Source organism: Marinicauda pacifica, assembly GCF_004793635.1.
Taxonomy (GTDB): Bacteria; Pseudomonadota; Alphaproteobacteria; order Caulobacterales; family Maricaulaceae; genus Marinicauda; species Marinicauda pacifica.
The window spans coordinates 809,359-833,648 of record NZ_SRXV01000001.1 but is presented as its reverse complement, the minus strand read 5'-3'; the positions used below and the strand labels follow the sequence as shown (position 1 = coordinate 833,648).

Genomic DNA, 24,290 nt, shown 5'->3' with positions numbered 1-24,290 from the left:
GGTTCTAGGCCGGTTTGCCCACGACCGTCGAGACACCCTTGCCGTCCAGCACATTGGCAAGCCCGCCGGTTTCAAGAATGTTGAACACCACGATGGGGATCTGGTTGTCGCGCATCAAAGTCACGGCCGAAGCGTCCATGACCTTCAGGTCCTTGGCCAGCACATCGATATAGTCGAGGCTCTCGAAGCGCTTGGCATTGGGGTTCTTGCGCGGATCGTCGTCGTAGACTCCGTCCACCTGCGTGCCCTTGAACAAGGCCTCGCAGCCCATCTCTGCCGCGCGCAACGCCGCAGCGGTGTCGGTGGTGAAGAACGGATTGCCCGTCCCGGCCGCGAAAATGACCACGCGGCCTTTCTCCATGTGCCGGATGGCGCGCCGCCGGATATAGGGCTCGCAGATCGTCATCATCGGGATCGCCGACTGCACGCGCGTGGGCACGCCGCTGCGCTCGAGCGCAGTCTGCATGGCCAGGGCGTTCATGATCGTGGCCAGCATGCCCATGTAGTCGGCTGCCGCCCGGTCCATCCCCTTGGCCGCGGCCGAAAGCCCGCGGAAGATGTTGCCGCCGCCGATGACCAGGCACAGCTCGTAGCCGGCATTGACCGCCTGGCCGACTTCGCCGGCAATGCGCTCGGCGGTCTCCATGTCGATGCCGTAATTTTGCGAGCCCATCAGGGCTTCGCCCGAAATCTTCAGCAGGACCCGCCGATAGGGACCGGACGGTACGGGGCGGATAATGTCCTCAGAGTCGTCGCTCACGATGTCGTTCCCCGCACTTTTCTCGCCACCATACAGACTACGGGCGCTGGCAGACTCGCTGCCAACGCCCGCGCACCATAGCCTAGGATTTGGAAACTGCAGCCACTTCCGCGGCGAAGTCTTCCTCTTTCTTCTCGACGCCTTCACCGAGCACCATGCGCTCGAAACCGGCGAACTGGATCGGAGCGCCGACATCGGCTTCCGCATCCTTGATCGCCTGCTCGACCGACTTGTCCTGGTCGAAGACGAAGGGTTGCTTGAGCAGAACCACTTCTTCGAAGAACTTGCGCAGGCGGCCTTCCACCATCTTCTCGATGATGTTGTCCGGCTTGCCCGAGGCGCGCGCCTGATCGGCGAACACTTCGCGTTCCTTGTTCACGACCGCGGGATCGAGATCCTCGACCGTCGAGGCGAGCGCAACGGCCGGCGCACCGGCCGCCACGTGCATCGCGATCTTGCGGCCAAGCTCTTCCAGCTTTCCGGCATCGCCTTCCGACTGGAGCGCGACCAGAACGCCGATCTTGCCCATATTGTCAGCCATCGCGTTGTGAACATAGGTCGCCACAACGCCCGCATCGACGCTCAGGGCCGCCATGCGGCGCAGCGACATGTTCTCGCCGATCGTGGCGATCAGGCTGGTCAGGGCGTCGGTGACACTCGCACCGGAAGCGGTCTTGGCTTGCGACAGCTTGCCGACCTCGCCGGCTTCGATCGCCAGCTCGGCAATCTCGCGCACGGCGGTCTGGAACTTCTCGTTACGCGCCACGAAGTCGGTTTCGGCGTTCACTTCAACCGCAGCGGCGGCCATGCCTTTGCCGCTCTTTGCCGACGCCACCGCAACAAGGCCTTCGGCGGCCACGCGATCGGCTTTCTTGGCGGCCTTGGACAGACCCTTCTTGCGCAGCCAGTCGACGGCAGCCTCGATGTCGCCATCGGTTTCCGTCAGCGCTTTCTTGGCGTCCATCATGCCTGCACCGGTCATGTCACGCAGTTCTTTAACCAGGGAGGCCGAGATCTGGGCCATGGGGAGGTCTCCTGTTTGTTCAGATGCGACGACGGCCGCGTATTAGGACTTGGCGTCTTCGGCCGGAGCTTTTTCAGACGCTGCGCCTTCAGGGGACGCTTCGGCCTGGGCGGCTTCCGTCGGAGTTTTCTCAGCCGGAGCTTCCTCGACCGGGGCCTCCTTGGACAGCGCCGGTTCGACCGGAGATTCGGACTCGCCAAGATCCATGCCGAATGCCGCCTGGCTGTCGGAGATGCCGTCGAGCACCGCATCGGCAATCAGGTCGCAGTAGAGCGCCAGGGCGCGCGCCGCATCGTCATTGGCCGGGATCGGATAGTCGATCGGATCCGGGTCGCTATTGGTATCGACGATCGCGATGACCGGAATGTTCAGGCGCTTGGCTTCCTGGATGGCGATCGATTCCTTGTTGGTATCGATCACGAACATCAGGTCCGGCGTGCCGCCCATTTCCTTGATGCCGCCCAGCGAACGCTCGAGCTTCTCGCGCTCACGGGTCAGGTTCAGGATTTCTTTCTTGGTCAGACCCTGCGGGCCGCCTTCGCGGTCCAGCAGCTCTTCCAGTTCGCGCAGGCGCGCGATGGAATGGGAGATGGTCTTCCAGTTGGTCAGCGTGCCGCCGAGCCAGCGGTGATTCATGTAGTACTGGGCGCAGCGCTGCGCAGCCTGTGCGAGCGGCTCGGACGCCTGGCGCTTGGTGCCGACGAACAGGACGCGGCCACCACCGGCGGCAACTTCACGTACCTTGACCAGAGCCTGGTGCAGCAGCGGCACGGTCTGGGACAGGTCGATGATGTGAATGTTGGAACGCTCGCCAAAGATGAAGGGCTTCATCTTCGGGTTCCAGCGGTGGGTCTGGTGACCGAAGTGCGCACCGGCTTCGAGCAGCTGGCGCATGGAGAATTCGGGAAGGGCCATATCGTTTTTCCTTTTCCGGTTGGCCTCCACAGGGCGGAGTCGCGGACCGGCAAGCCGGGCCGAAACACCGGAAAACGACGTGAACCATTCACGCCGATGCCCCGTGTGTGGAATCGCGCGCGCTTATACGAGCTACGCGGCTCTGCGGCAAGCCGTCGAACCGCTTTCACTCACGCGCTGTGCAGCCTAGCGTCCAATTGAATGTAACGGCCACGCCACCGGACGAAGCCGTAAAGCAACCCTGCCCCGGTGCAAACCCTGAAAACATCGCGCGCCGCCCGGCTGCCGGGAGCAAGGCTCGCTTCCATCTGGCCGCGTGGCGCAAGGGATCAGAGCGTCTCCACCTCAAGCACGCCGCCCACCTGCTTTAGCGCGGCACGCGTGGCAGGGTCGATTGCGTGCTGGCCGGCCAGACGTACTTCGGCGATCTGTCCGTCGCTCAGCCCGAGCCGGATATGAACACCGCCGCGCGGCACACCCTCGCGCTCGTTGGCCCGGTCGAGGCGGCTGCGAATCTGGTCGAGGGCGCCGGGATCTTCGACGTGCACGCGCATGCCGTCACCGGCATGCTCGACCGCGAACGGATCGAGGGTTTCCGCGCCCTCAATGATCAGCCGGATCTCGCCATCGTTATCCTCGATCTTGGCGGTGACCATGACCGCCGCACCCGGTTCGAGCACGTCGCGGATGTCGGCGAGAATCTTGGGCGGAACGAGCGCCTCGAACTCACCGGACGGGTCGGACAGCGTCAGGAAGGCAAACTTGTCGCCCGAGCGCTGCGAGACCTTTTCCTGGCGCCGCCGGACGACGCCGGCAAGCCTGGCCGCGCGGGCGCCCTCGGCCGCCCTCGCCGGCAGATCGGCAAACAGGGAGACGCCGCGCTTGGCCAGCGCCGGACGCATGTCGTCGAGCGGGTGGCCTGACAGGTAAAACCCGATCGCGGACAATTCCTCGTCCAGGCGCTGGACCGGATCCCACGGGTCGGGCTCGCGAAGCGACGGCCTTTCCAGGCTGTCCCCGCCCGCGGCCGGACCGCCGAACAACGAGGCCTGTGCCGATTCCCTTTCGCCGTGGGCGCGCTGGGACAACGCAATCAGGGTCTCGGCCGCAGCAAACGCCTTGGCCCGGTCAGGTTCCAGACTGTCGAAGGCCCCCGATCGTGCGAGATTCTCGAAAGCGCGCTTGTTGACCTGGCGCGGATCCACACGCTCAGCAAAATCGAACAGATCCTGGAAGGGGCCGCCCGCTTCGCGCACCGTCACCACATGCTCCATGGCGGCAAAGCCGACATTGCGCACCGCGCCGAGCGCATAGAGAATTCGCCCCCCCTCCACCGAGAAATCGGCCCGGGAGGCATTCACATCCGGCGCCTCGACCGAGATCCCCATGCGCCGTGTCTCCTGGAAGAAGACGGCCAGCTTGTCGGTGTTGGTGATATCGAGACTCATCAGCGCCGCCATGAAGGCAACCGGGTGGTTGGCTTTCAGCCAGCCAGTCCGGTAGGCGATGAGTGCGTAGGCGGCCGCGTGCGACTTGTTGAACCCGTAGCCCGCAAACTCCGCGACCAGGTCGAAGATGAAGTCCGCCTTGGCCTCGTCGACGCCTTTCTCCGCGGCGCCCTGCTTGAAGCGCACACGTTGCTGGTCCATCTCCTCCTTCTTCTTCTTGCCCATGGCGCGGCGAAGAAGGTCGGCTTCCCCCAGAGAGTAGCCGGACAGGATCTGGGCGATCTGCATCACCTGTTCCTGGTAGATGATGACGCCGTAGGTCTCCTTGAGCACGCGCTCGAGATCGGGGTGGAGATAATCCGGCTCGGCGCGCCCGAATTTTCGGTCGACATAGACGTCGATATTCTTCATCGGGCCGGGGCGATAGAGCGAGATCAGCGCGATCACGTCCTCGATCGTATCCGGCTTCAGCTTCTTGAGCGTGTCGCGCATGCCCGAGCTTTCCAGCTGGAACACGCCGATGGACCCGCCCGATGCCAGAAGCTCGTAGGTCGCCGGGTCGTCGAAGCCCAGCGTGTCCATGTCGATCACGCCGCCGCCATCGCCCTCGATATACTTGATCGCGCGGGCGATCACGGTGAGCGTTTTCAGACCGAGAAAGTCGAACTTGACCAGGCCGGCCGGCTCGACCCATTTCATGTTGAACTGGGTCGCAGGAAGCTCGGACCGCGGATCCTGATAGAGCGGGACGAGTTCGGTCAGCGGGCGGTCCCCGATCACCACGCCGGCCGCGTGCGTGGACGCGTTGCGGAGCAGGCCCTCCAGTTGGAGCGCGACGGTGATAAGCCGGTCCACCGCCTCGTCCTCGCGCCGCATCTGGCCCAGCTTGGCCTCGCTTTCGACCGCTTCGGCCAGCGTGACCGGCTGCGCCGGGTTGTTCGGAATCTGCTTGGCGATCCGGTCGACCACCGGGAAGGGTAGCTGCAGCACACGGCCGACATCGCGCACCACGGCGCGCGCCTGGAGCGAACCGAATGTGATGATCTGGGCGACCCGGTCCGCGCCGTAGCGATCCTTCACATAGCGGATCACCTCCCCGCGCCGCTCTTGGCAGAAGTCGATGTCGAAGTCCGGCATCGACACGCGTTCCGGGTTCAGGAAGCGTTCGAACAGCAGGCCGAAGCGCAGCGGATCCAGATCGGTAATCGTCAGCACCCAGGCAACCAGCGAACCGGCGCCCGACCCCCGGCCCGGCCCCACGGGAATGTCGTGCGCCTTCGCCCACTGTATGAAGTCCGAAACGATCAGGAAATAGCCGGGAAAGCCCATCCCCTCGATGATGGAAAGCTCGTGCTCAAGACGCTGGTCGTAGACTTCCCGCTCGGCCGACGGGGCGACCTTGGACAGGCGCGCATCGAGGCCTTCGCGGGCCCTGACGCGCAACTCCTCGGCCTCGTCGCGATCGCCCTCGCTCGGGAAACGCGGCAGAATAGGGTCACGGGTGACCGGGCGATACGAACATCGGCGCGCGATCTCGATCGTGTTTTCAATGGCTTCTGGCAGATCCTTGAACAGGCCGGCCATCGCGCCAGGCGATTTGAAATCGTGTTCGGGCGTCAGCTTTCGCCGGTCATCGACCGTGACATACGTGCCCCCGGCGATGCACAGGAGCGCGTCATGAGCCTGGTAGTCCTTGGGCTCGGGAAAATACGCTTCGTTCGTCGCAACCAGTGGCAAGGCACGCGCATACGCCTCGCGGACGAGGACGGCCTCGGCCTTCAACTCTTCCGGCCGCCCGTGGCGCTGGAGTTCCACATAGAGCCGGTCGCCGAACGCCTCGTGAAGCCGCGAGAGCAAGTCGAGCGCGGGGCCGTCCCGCCCCTCGGCCAGCAGCCGGTTCAGGGCACCGTCCGGGCCTCCGGTCAGGCAGATCAGACCGGCATTGAGGGCAAGTACGGATTCGAACGGGACATGGGCCGGTTCGGTCGGGCCGACCTCCAGATAAGCCTTGGAGGACAGCGCCATGAGATTGGCATAGCCGGTTTCGTCCTGGGCCAGCAGGACCAGAGTCCCGTCCGGCTCGGCGCGTTCGCCCGCGCGCACCTCCTCCAGCCGCACCGACAGGGTGACCCCGCAGATGGGCTGGATCGCCTCGCCCGCCATCACCTCGGAAAATTCGAGCGCGCCGAACAAATTGTTCGTGTCGGTCAGCGCGATCGCCGGCATCTCGTACTGGCGGCACAGGCGGACCATGTCCTTGATCCGCAGCGACCCTTCGAGGAGCGAGTACGGCGAGCGCGTACGCAGATGGATGAAGGGCATGTCGGACATGGGGGCTGACCTGTATTGGACGACGCAACGCGTGGAACCAGCCTAGCCCGGCCCCGCCCGCGGGGTCAGCCGGCGAACGCGGCACCCCACGTCAGGACGGCTCCGATGAAGCCGAATACGATGACCGCGGACGTGGTTTCCTGAAGCAGTCGACGCATGACTAATCCCCTGTGCTGTTTGCGAAGAACCGAATGTTTCTTGTTTTGTTCTTCCTTGTGTATTCCTCTTTTGTTCCGGTCGTCAACCCGACTGTATCGATTTGTGGAAAAAATCTGCGGGGTGCGCCCTCAGGCGGTTTTCGGCGCGTAGGCCTCGACCAGTCCGTCGACAAGCGTGACCACCCGGTCCATCCGCTTGGCCAGGGCCAGGTTGTGCGTGGCCACCAGGGCGGCTGCGCCGGCATCGCGGCAGGCGGCGCTGAGCGCATCGAAAACCTGGTCGGACGTGGCCGGGTCCAGATTGCCGGTCGGCTCATCGGCCAGCACGATCCTGGGATCGTTGACGAGCGCGCGGGCGATCGCCACGCGCTGCTGCTCTCCGCCCGAGAGCTGACCCGGCCGGTGATCCAGACGCCCGCCCAGCCCGAGGCTTTCAAGCCGGGCGCGTGCGGCCTCGCGCGCCTCCTTCACCCCGGCGCCGGCAATGCGCCGCGGCAGGGCGACGTTCTCGAGGGCATCAAGTTCAGGCAACAAGTGATGGAATTGATAGACAAAACCTACCTGACGGCGGCGGATGGCCGTGCGCATCTTGTCCGGCAGGCTCAACCCGTTCACGCCCTCGATAATGACTTCGCCCGCAGTCGGCTTTTCCAGAAGCGCCGCGGCGTGAAGCAGAGAGGATTTGCCCGAGCCGGACGGTCCCACCAGACCGACGAGCTCGCCGGGATAGAGATCGAGATCGGCGCCGCGCAATACCTGAAGGCGCTCGCCCTCGGTCTCGTAGATGCGGACCAGATTGCGGATCGACAGGGCCGGACTACTCATAGCGCAGCGCCTCCACCGGATCGATGCGGCTTGCCCGCCAGGACGGGGCAAGCGTGGCCAGAAGCGAGGCCAGGAAGGCAAAGAGCGACGCGTAGATCACATCGCTGGCGGCCAGGCGCGCAGGTAGCCGGTAGAGCCGGTACACGCTCGGGTCGAACACGTTCACGCCGAAGACCAGGCTGAAGAAATCCTGGATCGGGCCGATGAACACCACGGCGAGCAGGCCCAGCAGGATGCCGGCAACCGTACCCAGCACACCCAGTGTCGCCCCCGCGATCAGGAAGATGCGCATCACCGCACCCTCGCTCAGCCCCATCGTGCGCAGCACCGCCACGTCGCGGCTCTTGTTCTTCACCAGCATGACCAGGCCGGAAATGATGTTCATCGCCGCGATCAGCACGATGATCGACAGCACGATGCGCATCATGTTGCGCTCCACCTGCAGCGCGTCCCAGAACTGGCGGTTCTGCTCGCGCCAGTCGCGCACGACCGCGTTGGGATAGAGGGTGCGCAGCTGGTTGACCACAGGGTCGGGGTCGCCGGGATTGTCGATCCGCACCTCAATCCGGTCCGGCCCGTCGCGGTTGAAGAAGACCATGGCCTGCTCGATGGGCATCAGCACCAGAATGGCGTCCACATCATGAATGCCGACCGAGGCGACCGCTCCGACGCGGTATGTTTTCTGGCGCGGCAGTGTACCCATCGGGGTCGCGGCGCCCTGGGGCGAGATCAGGCGCACATCGCCATCGACCGAGACGCCGAGCTGGGCGGCAATCTGCGAACCGATGATCACATCGTCGCCGCCATTATGCCCCTCGCCAAACCCCTCGATGGAGCCCGCAAACTGGCCCTGGGTGAAGGCGGCGTCGCGCCCCTCGCCTTCCTGGAAAAGACTGAAGCGGGAGAGGTCCTGCGGCCGCACGCCGACCACCTGCGCGAAGGAGGCCCGCCGCCCCGAGGTCAGCAGCCCCTGCCCGTCCACGACCGGCCCGGCGTAGTTCACGCCGTCCAGGCCATTGATCTCGCTCAGCATGGCATCGAGATCGCCGGTCTCCACCTCCGCCGAGTAGACATAGATATGCGCCTGCACGCCGAGAAGGCGGCTCAGAAGTTCGTGGCGGAAGCCGTTCATCACGCTCATCACGGCGATCAGGGCGCCGACCGCGAGCATGATGCCGACGAAGGAGATGACCGAGATCAGCGTGACCCCGCCATGGACGCGCTTGGTGCGCAGATAGCGGAAGGCGAGCATGAACTCGAACGCGCTGAACGCACCTGCGCCGCCAGAAGAGTGAGAGCCGGCCATGAAGCACGCCTTCTATCGGTCTTGCGCGGGGAAAATTCAGGTTCTCAGCCGGTTTAGACTGTTCGCCCTGATTCCGGCAAGGCTGTGAGCTACCCGCTCACCGGATTGGGCAGAAAGAATTGTCCGACCGGGATCAGGCCAAACTCGAACACCACGAAATAGACCAGCCACAGGCAGGCCATCACCACCGAGGTGAGCCAGGCCTTGCGCTTCAGACCGGGATCGACCGGCGCTCCCGGCTCGGACCCCGCCACGATCTCTCCGGTCTCGTGCTGACCGGTGATCTGCAGCGGCAGGACGGCGAACAGCACCGTCCACCAGCCGATCAGGTAGACAACCAGTCCGTTCACGAAGCCGACCCCGCCATTGCGGATGAAGAGCTGGGAGACCAGAATCGCGGCAGCAAGGGCCACGACCAGGATTTGCAGGGCGCGGGTCACGCGTGTTCGCCTTCCGGCTCTTGCATCAGCTCGACCAGGACGCCGCCCGTATTCTTGGGGTGGACGAAGATGACCGGCACGCCATGCGCCCCGGTATAAGGTTCGCCGGTACCCAGAATGGTCGCGCCGCGCTCGCGCATCGCGTCGCGGGCCGCCACGATGTCAGGCACCTCGAAGCACATATGGTGCTGGCCGCCCTTTGGGTTCTTCTCGAGGAATTTGTGGATCGGGCTGGCGGCGCCCAGCGGCTCGATAAGTTCGATCTGCATATTGGGGATGCGCACGAAGATCACCCGGACGCCAAGCTTGGGCAGCTCGATCGGGTCGCTCGCCTCGTCCGCGCCGTACAGCTCGCGATAGGTCCTGGCCGCCGCCTCGACATCCGGCGTGGCCACACCGACATGGTTCAGTCGTCCGATCTTCATGCTCGCTCTCCCTCAGGCGCTCAGCGCCATGATTTCAACGATGGGCTTCTTGCCCCAGATCCGGTCGGCTTCCCGGCGCACCGCCCGGCGCAGCGCTTCCTCGATCGTTTCCAGATCGCGGCGCTCCTTCTTGCCGAGACCATCGAACGCCCGCTCGGCGGCATCGGCAAGGGCATCCAGGAAATCGTCCAGGTCGAATTCACTGCTGTCGGGCAGGCCGATGCCGCGCACGTCCGGGCCGGCAATCAGTTGACCGCGCGGGTCTACGGACACCGCCAGCGTCACGATGCCGGCATGAGACAGCTTGCGGCGTTCACGGATCGACTCCGCCTGGGCATCGACCAGGAATTTACCGTCCAGGTGCAGACGCCCGGCCGGCGCCTCGTCGACGATCTCCGCTCCGTCCCGCGTGATGCGGATGATCGCACCATTGTGCGGCGTCAGCGTGTGGGGCACGCCCAGCGAGCTGGCCAGCGCAGCGTGCTCGATCAGGTGGCGGCGCTCGCCATGCACGGGGATCGCCACATTCGGCCGCGCCCATTCATACATCTGGCGCAGCTCGTCCCGGCACGGATGGCCGGAGACGTGCACGTGGCGGTCCTTCTCGGTGATGATCTTCACGCCGCGCGACGCCAGCTGGTTCATCAGCTCGAAAATCCCCTTCTCGTTGCCCGGAATGATCCGCGAGGAGAAGATGACGGCATCGCCGTCATTCAGGGTGACGTTGCGGTGGCTGTTGGTCGCGATGCGCGACAGCGCCGCGCGCGGCTCGCCCTGGCTGCCGGTGCAAAGATAGAGGATCTTGTTGTGCGGGAAATAGCCTGCCTCCTCTTCCTCCACGAAGGGCTGGGTCGCAGACAGCATGCCCACCGCCTTCGCCGCGGCGGTCATGCGGTGCATCGACCGGCCCACCAGGCAGACCCGGCGGCCGTTGGCCTCGGCGGCCTCGATGGCGGTCTGCAGCCGCGCGACATTCGACGCGAAGGCGGCGATCGCGACCCGGCCCGTCTGTTCTCCGACCAGCTCGATCAGGCTGTCGCGTACGCCCAGCTCGGAGCCGGCCTCGCCGGGCGTGAAGACATTGGTGCTGTCGCACACCATGGCCATCACGCCTTCGTCGGCCAGCGACTCGATCGCCGCCACATCGGTGGACTCGCCCAGCAGCGGGTCGGCATCGATCTTCCAGTCGCCGGTATGCAGCACCAGCCCGGCGGGCGTGCGGATGGCGAGCCCATTCGGCTCGGGAATGGAGTGGGTCAGCGTGATCATCTGCAGGTCGAACGGCCCGATCTCGAACCGGCTGGAGAGCCCGATCTCGTGAACCTCGGCCTTCTTCAGCAGGCCCCGCTCCGCCAGCCGGTCGCGCATCAGCCAGGCGGTAAACGGGGTCGCGTAGATCGGGCAGCGCAGGCGCTCCCACATATGGGCGACTGCGCCCATATGATCCTCGTGGCCGTGCGTCAGCACGATGCCGAGCAGGTCCTCGCTGCGTTCCTCGATGAATTTCGGATCGGGCAGGATCACGTCGATGCCCGGTGTCGACAGATCGCCGAAGGTGACCCCGAAGTCGACGATGAGCCATTTGCGATCCTCTTCCGGCCCGTAGCCGTAGAGGTTCAGGTTCATCCCGATTTCTCCGGACCCGCCAAGCGGTACGAAATAAAGCGCGTCCTTGTCCGCCGTCACGTCACCTTGCCTTTGTTACGCTGCCAGATTTGGTAAAGTCCCCGGATCGTCACGTCCGGGTCGTAATGCTCGATCGAGGTCGAGGCGCCTTCGAAGAGAGACGCGACCCCGCCAGTCCCGATCACCGTCATCGGTTCGCCGTACTCGGCACGAACCCGCGCGATCAGACCGTCGATGAGGTCGATATAGCCCCAGAAGACCCCCGATTGCATGGCGCCCACTGTGTTTTTTCCGATCACGCGGTCGGGGCGCTCGATTGCGATGCGCGGCAGGCGCGCCGCCGCGCTGTGAAGCGCCTGCATGGACAGGTTGATCCCGGGTGCGATGACCCCGCCTTCGAAGGCCCCGTCGGCTGACACGACATCGAGCGTGGTCGCAGTCCCGGAGTCCACGATGATCAGCGCTCCGTCATATTTCGCCCGGCAGCCCACCGCGTTCACCAGCCGGTCCGCACCCGCCTCGGAGGGCTTATCGATGCGCACCTCCACGCCGAGATCGACTTCGGGCGTGCCGATGACCATCGGCGCCACGCCGATATAGCGCCGCGACAGGTTGCGCAGGTTGAACAGGGACTGGGGCACGACCGAGGAGATGATGCAGTCGGTCAGGTCGCTGACCGTCAGGCCCTTCATCTCCAGAAGTGCCGACAGCCAGACCGCGTATTCGTCAGCGGTCCGCGTCGTGTGCGTGGCCGAGCGCCATTCGGCGATCCAGCGTTCGCCGTCATGCACGGCAAACAGCGTATTGGTATTACCCTCGTCGATTGCCAGCAGCATGACGCTACATCCTTATGATCGGCCCGCCATCGGGAAAAACACGTCACCGGCCGCAATATAGCGTCTCGTGCCATCGGCCAAATCAAGTCTGAGCCGGCCATCGGGCGTGAGATCGGCGAAGACGCCGGTCAGCGTCTCCTGATCCAGGCGGACCTCGCACCGTTCGCCCAGCCCGTGCACCCGCGCCAGCCAGGCATCGCGCAACGGGGCGAAGCCGTGATCGCGCCACCGTTCGAACCAGGTCTGAAATCGAGCGGCCAGAATCTGTACCGCCGCCTCGGGCGACAGCGTGTCTGCATGCACCGACAGGTCGGTCGCGGGCCGCTCTGTGCCTTCCGGGTGACTGGCCAGGTTGATCCCGATGCCGACGGCGAGCCAGAGCCTGCGGTCGGGCAGCGAGCCGGACTCCAGAAGAATGCCGGCGCATTTCGCTCCGCCGATCAGCACATCATTGGGCCATTTCAGAGTCACGAGCGCCGGATCGACTCCGGCCGCGAGCGCGACCTCGCTGACGGCCAGGGCCGCTGCGAAGGAGAGCTGCGCCGCCCGCTCGGTCCCGGTGTCGAGCGTATAGAGCCCGGTGGCGAACAGATTGCCCCCGGCATCGGTCCAGGCCCTGCCACGGCGTCCCCGCCCCGCGCTCTGCCGGTCCGCGTGGATCCAGATCGGGCCGCGCTCGCCGGCCAGCGCCCGGCGGCGGGCCTCTTCATTGGTGGAATCGACCTCGCTGAGGTGCGCGAAGCGCAGATCAGCCGCCAATCCCGCCCCCGGCCCGGATGACCTGTGCAAACAGCAGCGCCACGAAGGGCAGAAGCACGACGGTGGACAGGCCGGCAATGCGGGTCACGGCCGCCACCCCTGCCGGGGCCGGCAGGAATTCTCCGCGCGGCTCGTCGAACCAGACCCGCTTCAGGATGGCGAGATAGTAGGAGATCGACACAATCGAGAAGAGCGCGCCGACGACCGCGAGCCAGATCAGCCCGGCCTCGACCGCGGCATAGAACACGAACAGCTTGCCGAAGAAGCCGACCAGGAAGGGCATGCCGCCGATCGACAGCAGCAGGCCGGTGATCGCCAGACCGAGGCCCGGATTGGTCTGGGCCAGGCCGGACAGGTCTTCGACGCGCTCGACCATGCCTTCCGACCGGCGCATCGAGAGGATCACGCCGAACGTCCCGGCGACGCCGACGATGTAGAGCGTCATGTAGAGCAGCACAGCCCAGACGCCGATCTGCGTCCCCGAGGCCAGGCCGACGAGCACGTAGCCCATGTTGGCAATCGAGGAATAGGCCATCAGGCGCTTGATGTTGGACTGCATCAGTGCGCCGAACGCGCCAATTCCCATGGACAGGATGGCCAGCACGATCACGATCTGCTGCCACTGATCGGCCATCGCGGCGAAGGGCTCGGTCAGCACGCGCGCGATCAGCACCATCGCGGCGAGCTTTGGCGCGGTGGCGAAAAAGGCTGCCACCGGTGTCGGCGCCCCCTCATAGACGTCCGGAGTCCACATGTGGAACGGCGCTGCGGAAACCTTGAACGCCAGTCCAGACAGCAGGAAGACCAGACCGAAGAGCAGGCCGAGCGAATCCGGATCGCTCTCGGCCGCCGCGGCGATAGCCGCAAAACTCGTCCCGCCCGCAAAGCCGTACACCAGCGACGCGCCGTACAGCAGCAACCCCGACGAGAGTGCGCCCAGCACGAAATACTTCAGCCCGGCTTCGGACGCGCGCTGGCTGTCACGGTTGAAGGCGGCCAGGATGTAGAGCGCGAGCGACTGCATCTCGAGGCCGAGATAGAGCGTCATCAGGTCGTTGGACGACACCATCAGCGACATGCCGGTCACGGCCAGAACGATCAGGACCGGGTATTCGAACCGCGCGAGCTTTTCGGTCTCCAGATAGTTGATCGCCAGGATCATCGCGACGATGGCCGCCAGATAGATCGCCGATTTGGCATAGAGCGAGAAGGTGTCGTGGATGAACGCACCTTCGAAGGCCGTGGTCGAAACGCCGGTCGACAGCAGCATCGACGCGATGGCCGCCGCCGCCAGCAGCCCGATCGCAAGCCAGCTTACCAGACGGGCGACCTTCAGCTCGTCCTTGCCCGCGAAGACGCCGACCATCAACAGCACCATGGCGCCGATCGCAAGGATCAGTTCCGGCGTCATCAGACTGAGATCGGCCAGAAGGGTTTGCACGGTCATGACGGGAGCCTTGCTTCGAGCTTACTGAACCGGCGCGGCGAGCGCGCCCTGGTACTGATTGATGAGGGCGTTGACCGAGGCTTCGGTCATGTCGGTGATCGGCGTGGAGAAGAAGCCGAGATAGATCGCCAGCACGGCGAGCACGCCGAGATTGATCCATTCGCGGGCATTCAGGTCCGTGGCCACTTCCAGCTTGGTGTTGGTCAGTTCGCCGAACACGACCTTCTTGTACATGGTCAGCATGTACATCGCCGAGCCGATCACACCCAGGGCTGCGCCGGCCGCCACCCACGGGGCGACCTGGAAGGCGCCGGTCATGACCATGATCTCGCCGATGAAGCCGGATGTGCCGGGAAGCCCCACATTGGCCATCGCGAACAGGCCGAAGAAGACGGCAAAGACCGGCATCTTGTGCACGAGACCGCCGTAGAAGCCGATATCGCGGGTGTGGAAGCGGTCATAGATGACGCCGACGCACAGGAAGAGCGCACCCGACACCAGCCCGTGGGAGAACATCTGGTAGATCGCGCCCTGCACGCCGAGCTCGGTCATCGTGAACACGCCGATCGTCACATAGCCCATGTGGGCGATGGAAGAGTAGGCGATCAGCTTCTTGATGTCGGTCTGCCGGAACGCCACGAGCGAGGTGTAGACGATCGCGATCACCGAAAGCGCGAACACCATCGGCGCGAAGAACTCGCTGGCCTGCGGGAACATCGGCAGCGAGAAACGCAGGAAGCCGTAGCCGCCCAGCTTCAGCAGGATGCCCGCCAGGATGACCGAACCGGCCGTCGGCGCCTGGACGTGCGCGTCGGGCAGCCAGGTATGGACCGGCCACATCGGCATCTTCACCGCGAAGGACGCGAAGAAGGCGAGCCACATCCACATCTGCGCCGTGCGCCCGAACTCGTAAGTCAGCAGCTGCGTGATGTCTGTCGTTCCCGCCTGGGCATACATGGTGATCATCGCGATCAGCATCAGCACCGAGCCGGCAAACGTGAACAGGAAGAACTTGAACGCGGCATAGATCCGGTTCTGGCCGCCCCACACCCCGATGATCAGGAACATCGGGATGAGCGAGCCCTCGAACAGGATGTAGAACAGGATCAGGTCGAGCGCGCAGAACAGGCCGATGACCAGCATTTCCAGCAGGAGGAAGGCGGCCATGTACTCGGCGACGCGCTTTTCCAGTTTCCAGCTGGCCAGGATGCAGATCGGCATCAACATGGCCGTCAGCAGGACGAACAGGACCGACAGGCCGTCCACGCCCATCCGGTAGGAGATTCCCACCTCGGCGAGCCACGCCGCTTCCTCGACGAACTGGAAGCCGGCGACGCTCGGGTCGAACTCGACCATGAGCAGCGCGGTCAGCGCGAGCACGAAGAGTGTCACGAACAGCGCCACGCCCTTGGCGTTGCGCTCCATCGAGGCCCCGTCCTCTTTGCGCATCAGCGCGCGCAGAACCAGGATGGCGATCGCGCCAAGGCCCGGCAGGAAGGTGATGGTGGTGAGGATTGGAAGCTGACCCAGCATTTTTGTCTTACACCCCGGCGCGCAGAACAAGCCACAGGGTCAGTCCGAGGACCCCGATCAGCATGATGAAGGCATAGTGGTAGAGATAACCGGTCTGCATGCGCGCAATGCGCCTGGCTCCGGCCATGACCGTTCCGGCCACCCCGTTCGGGCCGAGCCCGTCGATGATCCGCACATCGCCGATCTTCCAGAACAGATCGCCCAGGCCGCGCGCGCCGCGCACGAAGACGAAATGATAGATCTCGTCGAAATACCACTTGTTCGACAGGAAGGCGTGGATCGGTCCGCCACGCGCCGCGATGCGGCCAGGCAGCTCGGGCCGCATCAGGTAGAACCAGACCGCGCCCAGGAAACCGAGGATTGTCACGATCAGAGGCATGAACAGTACCCAGGTCGGCGGATGGTGTCCGCCATGCCCATCGCCATGCTCTTGCGCCTCGCCGTGCTCCGCCGCGGCCTCGCCCGCTGTCGCAGACCCGGTCGTCGCCGCTTCGCCGGAATCACCCGCCACCGCTTCGACCGCGGCGTCGTCGACATGCTCTGCTTCACCTGCCGCATTGGAGACCAGCGGATCGCCGGCATCGCCCGCGCCGTAATTGTATTCGGCGTACGGACCGGCTGGCAGGCTGTCGCCCCAGAAGGTCAGCGCGCCCTTGCCCACGAAGTCGGACTTGAAGGCGGCCCCGGCAAACAGCGCGCCGATGGCGAGCAGCACCAGCGGCACCAGCATGACCGGCGGGGAATCGTGCGCGTGCTTGAGCACTTCAGGATCGCCGCGATACTTGCCGTGGAATGTCATGAAGATCAGGCGCCAGGAATAGAAGCTCGTCAGGCCCGCCGCGATGATGCCGACCCAGAACGCCATCGTTCCGAACGGCACGCCGGCGGCGCCCATCATGAAGGCTTCCTCGATGATCATGTCTTTCGAATAGAAGCCGGCAAAGCCGATGCCCAGGATGGGCAGGCCCACGCCGGTCAGCGCCAGCGTGCCGATGATCATCAGAATCCAGGTCCAGGGCAGCACCTGATAGGTCCCGCCCATCTTGCGCATGTCCTGCTCCTCGTGCAGCCCGTGAATGACCGAGCCGGCGCACAGGAAGAGCAAGGCCTTGAAGAAGGCGTGCGTGAACAGGTGGAACATTGCCGCCGAATAGAGCCCCAGGCCCGCGGCGAAGAACATGTAACCGAGCTGCGAACACGTCGAATACGCGATCACGCGCTTGATGTCGTTCTGCGCCAGGCCGACCGTGGCTGCAAACAGCGCCGTGGTCGCGCCGATGACGGTGACGAAGGCCGAGGTCGCCGGCGCCAGCTCGAAGATCGGGTGCGCGCGGCACACCAGGAAGACGCCCGCCGTCACCATGGTCGCGGCGTGGATCAGCGCGGAGACCGGCGTCGGGCCTTCCATCGCGTCGGGCAGCCAGACATGGAGGAAGAACTGGGCCGACTTGCCCATCGCGCCGATGAACAGCAGGAAGGCGATCAGCTCGAGCGCGCCGAATTGCAGGCCCAGGAAGCGCAGCTGGCGTCCGGTCTCGCCGGCGGCTTGGGCAAACACTTCGTCGAACTGGACCGAGCCGAACACGAAGAAGATGGCCATGATGCCCAGCGCCAGGCCGAAATCGCCGACCCGGTTGGTCACGAAGGCCTTGATCGCCGCCGCGTTCGCGCTCTCCTTCTTGTACCAGAATCCGATCAGCAGGTAGGAGGCGAGCCCGACGCCTTCCCAGCCGAAGAACATCTGGATGAAGTTGTCCGCCGTCACCAGGGCCAGCATCGCGAAGGTGAACAGCGACAGGTAGGCGAAGAAGCGCGCGCGGTGCGGATCGTGGGACATGTAGCCCCACGAATAGACGTGGACGAGCGAGGAGACGCTCGTCACCACCACCAGCATCACCGCCGACAGCGTATCCAGCTTGATCGCCCAGCTGACTTCGAAATCGCCCACCGCCATCCAGCGGGCAATCTCCAGCGTGCGAACATTGCCGCCGACAGCCACGTCGAAGAAGGTCACGATCGACAGGATCGCCGACAGGATCAACAGACCCGTCGTGATGATCTGTGCCGCGCGGTCGCCGATCTGCTTTTGCAGGAGCCCTGCAACGATGGCGGCCAGAAGCGGACCGAAGACAATCAGATAGGCCATAGCTGCCCCTAGCCCTTCATCATGTTGACGTGGTCGACGCTGATATCTCCGCGATTGCGGAAGAAGACCACCAGAATGGCGAGACCGACGGCTGCCTCGGCGGCGGCCACGGTCAGGATGAACATGGCGAAGACCTGGCCGGACAGATCGCCGAGATGAGCGGAGAAGGCGACGAAGTTGATGTTCACCGCCAGCAGCAGCAGCTCGATCGACATCAAGAGGATGATGACGTTCTTGCGGTTCACGAAGATGCCGAACACGCCGAGCGTGAACAGGATCGCCGCAACGGCCAGATAGTGTCCCAGATCGATCTCAAGCATTAGCCGATCCCCTCGCCCGATTTGATGTCGACGACTTCCACCGACTCTTCGCGCGTGCGGCGCACCTGGCGGCCCACATCCTGGCGCTTGGTGCCCTGGCGGTGGCGCAGCGTGAGCACGATCGCGCCCACCATCGCGACCAGCAGCACGAGGCCTGCCAGCTGGAAGAACAGCACGTAATCGTCATACAGAATGGCGCCGAGCGCCTCGATATTGCTGACCCCTTCCGGCGTCGGCGAGCGCAGCGCGAACTGCGCGGTCTCCGCACTCACCCACAGGCTGCCGATCATCGCCAGCTCGATCGCCATGATCAGCGCGACCAGTCCGCCCAGCGGCAGATAGCTCAAAAAGCCCTGGCGCAGCGCGGCAAAGTCAATGTCCAGCATCATGACGACGAACAGGAAGAGCACCGCGACCGCGCCGACATAGACGATCACCAGGATCATCGCGAGAAACTCGGCGCCCAGCAGAACGAACAGCCCGGCTGCGGAGAAGAAGGCCAGGATCAGGAAAAGAACCGACCGGACCGGGTTGCGCGCGGACACCACCATGAAGGCGGACAGGATCGCTACCGCGGAAAGGACGTAAAAGGCCGCTGCCTGAAGCATGAAGCCCCCCAGTGGGCAAAGCGTTGGGTCTGAATGGCGGAGCGCGTGTGCTCCGTCAGGGATGAGTCGGGCGCCGTAATAGCGCTAGCGGTAACGTGCGTCGAGTTCGAGGTTCCGCGCGATCTCGCGCTCCCACCGGTCGCCGTTCTCCAGAAGCTTCTCCTTGTCGTAGAAGAGCTCCTCGCGGGTCTCGGTGGCATATTCGAAGTTGGGACCTTCGACAATGGCATCCACCGGGCAGGCTTCCTGGCAGTAGCCGCAATAGATGCACTTGACCATGTCGATGTCGTAGCGGGTCGTACGCCGGGAGCCGTCGGCGCGCGGTTCGGCCTCGATGGTGATGGCCTGGGCCGGGCACACCGCCTCGCACAGCTTGCAGGCGATGCAACGCTCTTCCCCGTTGGCGTAGCGGCGCAGCGCGTGCTGGCCGCGGAAGCGCGGGGAGAGATAGCCCTTTTCAAAGGGATAGTTCACGGTCGGCTTCTTGCGGAAGAAATAGTTCATTCCGAGAAAGAAGGCGCCCCAGAAGTCCATCAGGGCCGCACCGCGCAAGGTCTGGGTAATCCGGTTCATGGGTGAAACCGCTCCTATCAAGCGCCAGCGTTGGAGTAGACGACGAAGCCGGCCATCAGCGCCACCGCGGCCAGCGAGGTGGGCAGGAAGACCTTCCAGCCCAGCCGCATCAGCTGGTCGTAGCGGTAGCGGGGCACGAGCGCCTTCACCATCGCGATCATGAAGAACATCAAGAAGACCTTCAGCGCAAACCAGATGACCGGCGGAACCCAGGTCAGCGGGGGCACATCGATCGGCGCGTGCCAGCCACCCAGGAAGAGCACCGTCATCAGGGCGCACATCAGGACGATGTTGAGATATTCCCCGATCATGAACAGCAGGTACGGCGTGGAGGAGTACTCCACCTGATACCCGGCCACGAGTTCGGATTCAGCTTCCGGCAGGTCGAAGGGCGGCCGGTTGGTCTCGGCCAGCGCGGAGACGAAGAAGATCACGAACATCGGAATGGTGATCAGCACCGCCGGCCACGGCAGCATGTCCAGAGACAGGACGTGCCAGTTCCAGAATCCGCCGCCCTGCGCCTCGACGATCTCGGACAGGTTCAGCGTGCCGGCCATGACGAGGATGGCGACGATCACGAAGCCGATGGAGACCTCGTAGGAGACCATCTGGGCCGCCGAACGCAGCGAGCCGAGGAAGGGGTATTTCGAGTTCGACGCCCAGCCACCGATGATGATGCCGTACACGCCGAGCGAGGAAATCGCGAAGACGTAGAGGATTCCGACATTCAGGTCGGCAATGACCCAGCCTGGAGCGACCGGGATCACGGCCCAGGAAATGAAGGCCAGCACGAAGGTCATCAGCGGCGCCAGCAGGAAGAGCGGGCGGTCCGCCCCGGCCGGTACGATGATTTCCTTCAGCACGAACTTGCCGAAGTCGGCAAAGGACTGAAGCATGCCGAACGGGCCGACGACATTGGGTCCCTTGCGCAGCTGCACCGCCGCCCAGACCTTGCGGTCGAGCAGCAGCAGGAAGGCCAGCGAGACCAGCAGCACGACCATGAAGCCCAGAATCTGGGCCACGGACATGAGCGCGCCGCCAACCGGACCGAACTCTGTGACGAAATCGTTCATCGGCCCTACTCCGCCGCCTGCAGATCGCTGCGCGCCTGATGCACCCGGGCGGAGCATTCCGCCATGGTCTTCGACGCCCGCGCGATGGGATTGGTCAGATAGAAGTCGGCGATCGGTGCCGTGAACGGCGCATCGGATACACGTCCCTCGGCGCCGATCTCGGCGACCTTGAACTCGCCGGCGCTCGCCGAACCGGGGGCGTGATCGATCTCGCCGAAGACCGGATTGTCCTCGATCAGCTTGGCGCGCAGCGCGTTCAGATCGTTATAGGGCAAGGTCTTGTTCAGGCGGGCCGACAGGGCGCGGAAGATGGCCCAGTCCTCTTTCGCCTCGCCCTTCGGGAACACCGCCCGGTCGCCCAGCTGGGCGCGCCCTTCGGTGTTCACGTAAAGGCCCGGCTTCTCGGTATAGGCCGCTGACGGCAGGATGAGGTCGGCCCCGTGCGCGCCCTTGTCCCCGTGGCTTCCCACATAGATGACAAACGCCTTCTCCAGCCGGGCGGTATCCACCTCGTCCGCGCCGAGCAGAACGACGGTCTGGATATCGCCGCTCTCGGCTCCGGCCAGGATGTCGCGCGTGGACTTGCCGCCCTCGCCCGGCAGGAAACCGAGATCGAGCGCGCCGACGCGGCTCGCGGCCGTATGCAGCACGTTGTACCCGTTCCAGTCCGCGCTCACCGCGCCGATCTTGTCGGCCAGCGCGCCGGCCGCGCGCAGGACCTGCGCGCCGTCTTCACGCGCCAGCGCTCCGGCGCCGACGATGATCATCGGGCGCTTGGCGTCTTTCAAGGTCTGGATGAAGCCGGTGCGCTTGCGCCCGAGGGCTTCGATATCGGCCGGCTTGTCGCCCAGATGCTCGTAGTCATAGGTCAGGTCGGCCGCTTCGCCGATCACGCCCACCGTCATGTCGGAGTTCAGCCAGCGCTGACGGATGCGCGCGTTCAGCACGGCCGCTTCCACGCGCGGATTGACCCCGACCAGCAAGATCGCATCGGCCTGGTTCACCCCGGCAATCGTGGAATTGAACAGATAGCTTTCGCGAGGTCCGGTTCCGACCGGCGATCCGTCCTGGCGGCAATCGATATTCTTCACGCCCAGGCTGTCGAACAGATCCTTGGCCGCTTTCAGGCCCTCGACCTCGTTCAGGTCGCCCGCAATCACGCCGACCGTTTCCGGATTGCCGCCGAGGCGTTCCGCAGCCACGCCCAGCGCCGTGCCCCAGTCGACCGGCTTCAGCTTGCCGTTCTCGCGCACATAGGGCCGGTCCAGGCGCTGGCGGCCCAACCCGTCCCAAACGAAGCGCGACTTGTCGGAGATCCACTCCTCGTTCACGTCCTCATGGATGCGCGGCAGGATGCGCAGCACGGCGCCGCTGCGGCTGTCGACGCGGATATTGGACCCGATCGCGTCCATCACGTCGATGCTCTCGGTCTTGTTCAGCTCCCACGGGCGCGCATTGAAGGCGTACGGCTTGGAGGTCAGCGCGCCGACCGGGCACAGATCGATGACATTGCCGGACAGCTCCGACGTCATCGATTTTTCCAGATAGGTGGTGATTTCCATGTCCTCGCCGCGCCCGATGGCGCCGAGCTCGGATACGCCCGCGACCTCGGTCGCAAAGCGCACGCAGCGTGTGCACTGGATGCATCGGGTCATGATCGTCTTGATCAGCGGGCCCATATACTTGTCTTCGACCGCGCGCTTGTTCTCCGCATAGCGCGAACCGGACCGGCCATAGGCCATGGACTGGTCCTGCAGGTCGCACTCCCCGCCCTGGTCGCAGATCGGGCAGTCGAGCGGGTGGTTGATGAGCAGGAACTCCATCACCCCCTCGCGCGCCTTCTTCACCAGCGGGCTGAGCGTGCGCATGGCCGGCGGCTCGCCATTCGGCCCGCCGCGCATGTCCTTGACCAGGAAGGCGCACGAGGCCACCGGCTTCGGCGCCCCGACCAGCTCGACAAGGCACATGCGGCAATTGCCGGCGACCGACAGGCGCTCGTGGTAGCAGAAGCGCGGAATTTCCCGCCCCGCCGCCTCGGCCGCCTGCAGAAGATTGTAATCGTTCGGGACTTCGATTTCGTCCCCGTCGATCACGATGGTGCGCATGTTCTCAGACATATTCTCGCCTACTCCGCCGCCACCGGTGCTTGCACAAAGACCGGACGGCCCTTGCGGTAATTCTCGATACGCTCTTCGATCTCGTGGCGGAAATGCCGGATCAGGCCCTGGACCGGCCACGCCGCGGCATCGCCGAGCGCGCAGATCGTATGGCCTTCCACCTGGCCGGCGACGTCCAGGAGATCGTCGATCTCGGAAATGTCCGCCTCCCCGCGCGCCATGCGTTCCAGCACGCGCCACATCCAGCCCGTGCCCTCACGGCAGGGCGTGCACTGGCCGCAGCTCTCGTGTTTGTAGAAATAGCTGATGCGCGCGATCGCTTTGACCACGTCGGTCGACTTGTCCATGACGATGACCGCCGCGGTGCCCAGGCCCGACTTGTGCTCCTTGAGCGCATCGAAATCCATCAGCACGTCGTCGCAGATTTCTTTCGGCAGCAGCGGCACCGAGGACCCGCCCGGAATGACGGCCTTGAGATTGTCCCAGCCGCCGCGCACACCGCCCGCATAGCTGTCGATGAGCGTGCGCAGCGGGATGCTCATCGCCTCCTCGATATTGCACGGCGCGTTCACATGGCCGGAGATCGAGAAGATTTTCGTGCCCGTATTGCCCTCGCGGCCGAAGCCGGCAAACCATTCCTTGCCGCGGCGCAGGATGGTCGGGACAACCGCAATGGATTCCACGTTGTTGACCGTGGTCGGGCAGCCATAAAGCCCGGCATTTGCCGGGAATGGCGGTTTCAGGCGCGGCTGGCCCTTCTTGCCTTCCAGGCTTTCCAGAAGCGCAGTTTCTTCGCCGCAGATATAGGCGCCCGCGCCGTGGTGGATATAGACGTGGAAGTCCCATCCATGGACGTTGTCGTCGCCGATCAGCTTGGCCTCGTAGGCCTCCAGAATCGCCGCTTCCAGGCGCTCGCGCTCCAGCACGTATTCGCCGCGCAGATAGATGTAGCAGGCATGCGCGCGCATCGAGTAGGACGCGATCAGGCAACCCTCGATCAGGTGATGGGGGTCGTGCCGCATGATCTCGCGGTCCTTGCACGTGCCCGGCTCGGACTCGTCGGCATTGACCACCAGGTAATGGGGACGCGCGCCCACCTCCTTGGGCATGAAGGACCATTTCAGCCCGGTCGGGAAACCGGCGCCGCCACGGCCGCGCAGGCCTGAGCCCTTGACCTCGTCGATGATCCAGTCGCGGCCCTGGTCCAGCATGTCCTTCGTCGCGTTCCAGCAGCCGCGCTGCTTCGCGCCCTCCAGCCGCCAGTCATGGTGGCCAAACAGGTTGGTGAAGATGCGGTCCTTGTCCTGAAGAAGCTGGGTCATGACCTACTCGTCCTTCTTCTTGGGCGCGGATCTCTTCGGCGCAGGCTTTTTCGGGGCGGGATTGACCGGGCGCTGACGGCTCGGCGCGGGTTTCTTGGACGAGGTCTTCTTGACCGCCTCGTCCTTCTCCTTGCCGGCCGGATCGGACTTTTTCGGCGCCTTGGGAGACCCGGCGGGCTTGTCGGCCTCTTTCTTGTCCCTGGGCGCAGGCTTGGCGGTCGCCTTGCCGCTCTGGGCCTGCGTCTTCTCGCGCTCGCTGGTCACGCGCTTGGCCTTGGGCTCCGGGGTTTCGCCCTCG

The 24,290-nt window shown here is 64.7% G+C and carries 20 protein-coding genes; all 20 read right to left on the bottom strand.

Annotated elements, in window-relative coordinates:
- Positions 1 to 4 precede the first annotated feature (4 nt).
- Positions 5 to 760, bottom strand: a complete 756-nt coding sequence (pyrH, locus tag E5162_RS04000) for a UMP kinase (protein WP_135943642.1) — start codon at positions 758 to 760, stop codon at positions 5 to 7.
- 82 nt (positions 761 to 842) lie between these two features.
- On the bottom strand, positions 843 to 1,784 hold the full coding sequence (tsf, locus tag E5162_RS03995) for a translation elongation factor Ts (protein WP_135943641.1): 942 nt from the start codon (positions 1,782 to 1,784) through the stop codon (positions 843 to 845).
- Positions 1,785 to 1,826: 42 nt separating this feature from the next.
- On the bottom strand, positions 1,827 to 2,699 hold the full coding sequence (gene rpsB / locus E5162_RS03990; protein WP_135943640.1) for a 30S ribosomal protein S2: 873 nt from the start codon (positions 2,697 to 2,699) through the stop codon (positions 1,827 to 1,829).
- 329 nt (positions 2,700 to 3,028) lie between these two features.
- Positions 3,029 to 6,478 carry a DNA polymerase III subunit alpha gene (dnaE, locus tag E5162_RS03985; RefSeq protein WP_135943639.1) on the bottom strand — a complete coding sequence of 1,150 codons (3,450 nt, stop codon included), beginning with the start codon at positions 6,476 to 6,478 and terminating at the stop codon, positions 3,029 to 3,031.
- 287 nt (positions 6,479 to 6,765) lie between these two features.
- Positions 6,766 to 7,461 carry an ABC transporter ATP-binding protein gene (locus tag E5162_RS03980; protein ID WP_135943638.1) on the bottom strand — a complete coding sequence of 232 codons (696 nt, stop codon included), beginning with the start codon at positions 7,459 to 7,461 and terminating at the stop codon, positions 6,766 to 6,768.
- Positions 7,454 to 8,767: a lipoprotein-releasing ABC transporter permease subunit gene (locus tag E5162_RS03975; protein WP_135943637.1), complete on the bottom strand. Its 1,314-nt coding sequence runs from the start codon at positions 8,765 to 8,767 to the stop codon at positions 7,454 to 7,456. Before E5162_RS03975 ends, E5162_RS03980 begins: the two co-directional genes overlap by 8 nt.
- Positions 8,768 to 8,856: 89 nt before the next feature.
- Positions 8,857 to 9,207, bottom strand: coding sequence for a DUF1467 family protein (locus tag E5162_RS03970; RefSeq protein WP_135943636.1), 351 nt, complete (start codon positions 9,205 to 9,207; stop codon positions 8,857 to 8,859).
- Complete coding sequence (gene mce / locus E5162_RS03965; RefSeq protein ID WP_135943635.1) at positions 9,204 to 9,632, bottom strand: methylmalonyl-CoA epimerase; 429 nt, start codon at positions 9,630 to 9,632, stop codon at positions 9,204 to 9,206. The genes E5162_RS03970 and mce overlap by 4 nt, the downstream gene beginning before the upstream one ends.
- 12 nt (positions 9,633 to 9,644) lie before the next feature.
- Positions 9,645 to 11,258 (bottom strand): ribonuclease J, encoded by a 1,614-nt coding sequence (locus E5162_RS03960; RefSeq protein WP_135944134.1) that lies wholly within the window; start codon positions 11,256 to 11,258, stop codon positions 9,645 to 9,647.
- Positions 11,259 to 11,314: 56 nt separating this feature from the next.
- On the bottom strand, positions 11,315 to 12,094 hold the full coding sequence (locus E5162_RS03955) for a type III pantothenate kinase (protein ID WP_135943634.1): 780 nt from the start codon (positions 12,092 to 12,094) through the stop codon (positions 11,315 to 11,317).
- 12 nt (positions 12,095 to 12,106) lie between these two features.
- On the bottom strand, positions 12,107 to 12,853 hold the full coding sequence (locus E5162_RS03950; protein WP_135943633.1) for a biotin--[acetyl-CoA-carboxylase] ligase: 747 nt from the start codon (positions 12,851 to 12,853) through the stop codon (positions 12,107 to 12,109).
- The gene (nuoN, locus tag E5162_RS03945) at positions 12,843 to 14,300 is read right to left on the bottom strand and encodes an NADH-quinone oxidoreductase subunit NuoN (protein ID WP_135943632.1); all 1,458 of its coding nucleotides are present in this window, start codon (positions 14,298 to 14,300) and stop codon (positions 12,843 to 12,845) included. The genes E5162_RS03950 and nuoN overlap by 11 nt, the downstream gene beginning before the upstream one ends.
- A 21-nt stretch (positions 14,301 to 14,321) precedes the next feature.
- Entirely contained in the window at positions 14,322 to 15,830 is a 1,509-nt protein-coding gene (locus E5162_RS03940) for an NADH-quinone oxidoreductase subunit M (protein WP_174234990.1), read from the bottom strand.
- Positions 15,831 to 15,840: 10 nt separating this feature from the next.
- Positions 15,841 to 17,979, bottom strand: coding sequence for an NADH-quinone oxidoreductase subunit L (gene nuoL / locus E5162_RS03935; protein WP_135943630.1), 2,139 nt, complete (start codon positions 17,977 to 17,979; stop codon positions 15,841 to 15,843).
- Positions 17,980 to 17,987: 8 nt separating this feature from the next.
- On the bottom strand, positions 17,988 to 18,299 hold the full coding sequence (gene nuoK / locus E5162_RS03930) for an NADH-quinone oxidoreductase subunit NuoK (protein WP_135943629.1): 312 nt from the start codon (positions 18,297 to 18,299) through the stop codon (positions 17,988 to 17,990).
- Positions 18,299 to 18,907: an NADH-quinone oxidoreductase subunit J gene (locus tag E5162_RS03925; RefSeq protein ID WP_135943628.1), complete on the bottom strand. Its 609-nt coding sequence runs from the start codon at positions 18,905 to 18,907 to the stop codon at positions 18,299 to 18,301. Before E5162_RS03925 ends, nuoK begins: the two co-directional genes overlap by 1 nt.
- 84 nt (positions 18,908 to 18,991) lie before the next feature.
- On the bottom strand, positions 18,992 to 19,480 hold the full coding sequence (gene nuoI, locus E5162_RS03920; RefSeq protein ID WP_135943627.1) for an NADH-quinone oxidoreductase subunit NuoI: 489 nt from the start codon (positions 19,478 to 19,480) through the stop codon (positions 18,992 to 18,994).
- Between the two features lie 17 nt (positions 19,481 to 19,497).
- Positions 19,498 to 20,553: an NADH-quinone oxidoreductase subunit NuoH gene (gene nuoH / locus E5162_RS03915; RefSeq protein WP_135943626.1), complete on the bottom strand. Its 1,056-nt coding sequence runs from the start codon at positions 20,551 to 20,553 to the stop codon at positions 19,498 to 19,500.
- 5 nt (positions 20,554 to 20,558) lie between these two features.
- Complete coding sequence (gene nuoG, locus E5162_RS03910) at positions 20,559 to 22,670, bottom strand: NADH-quinone oxidoreductase subunit NuoG (protein WP_135943625.1); 2,112 nt, start codon at positions 22,668 to 22,670, stop codon at positions 20,559 to 20,561.
- 8 nt (positions 22,671 to 22,678) lie between these two features.
- The gene (gene nuoF, locus E5162_RS03905) at positions 22,679 to 23,992 is read right to left on the bottom strand and encodes an NADH-quinone oxidoreductase subunit NuoF (protein ID WP_135943624.1); all 1,314 of its coding nucleotides are present in this window, start codon (positions 23,990 to 23,992) and stop codon (positions 22,679 to 22,681) included.
- Between the last annotated feature and the right edge of the window lie 298 nt (positions 23,993 to 24,290).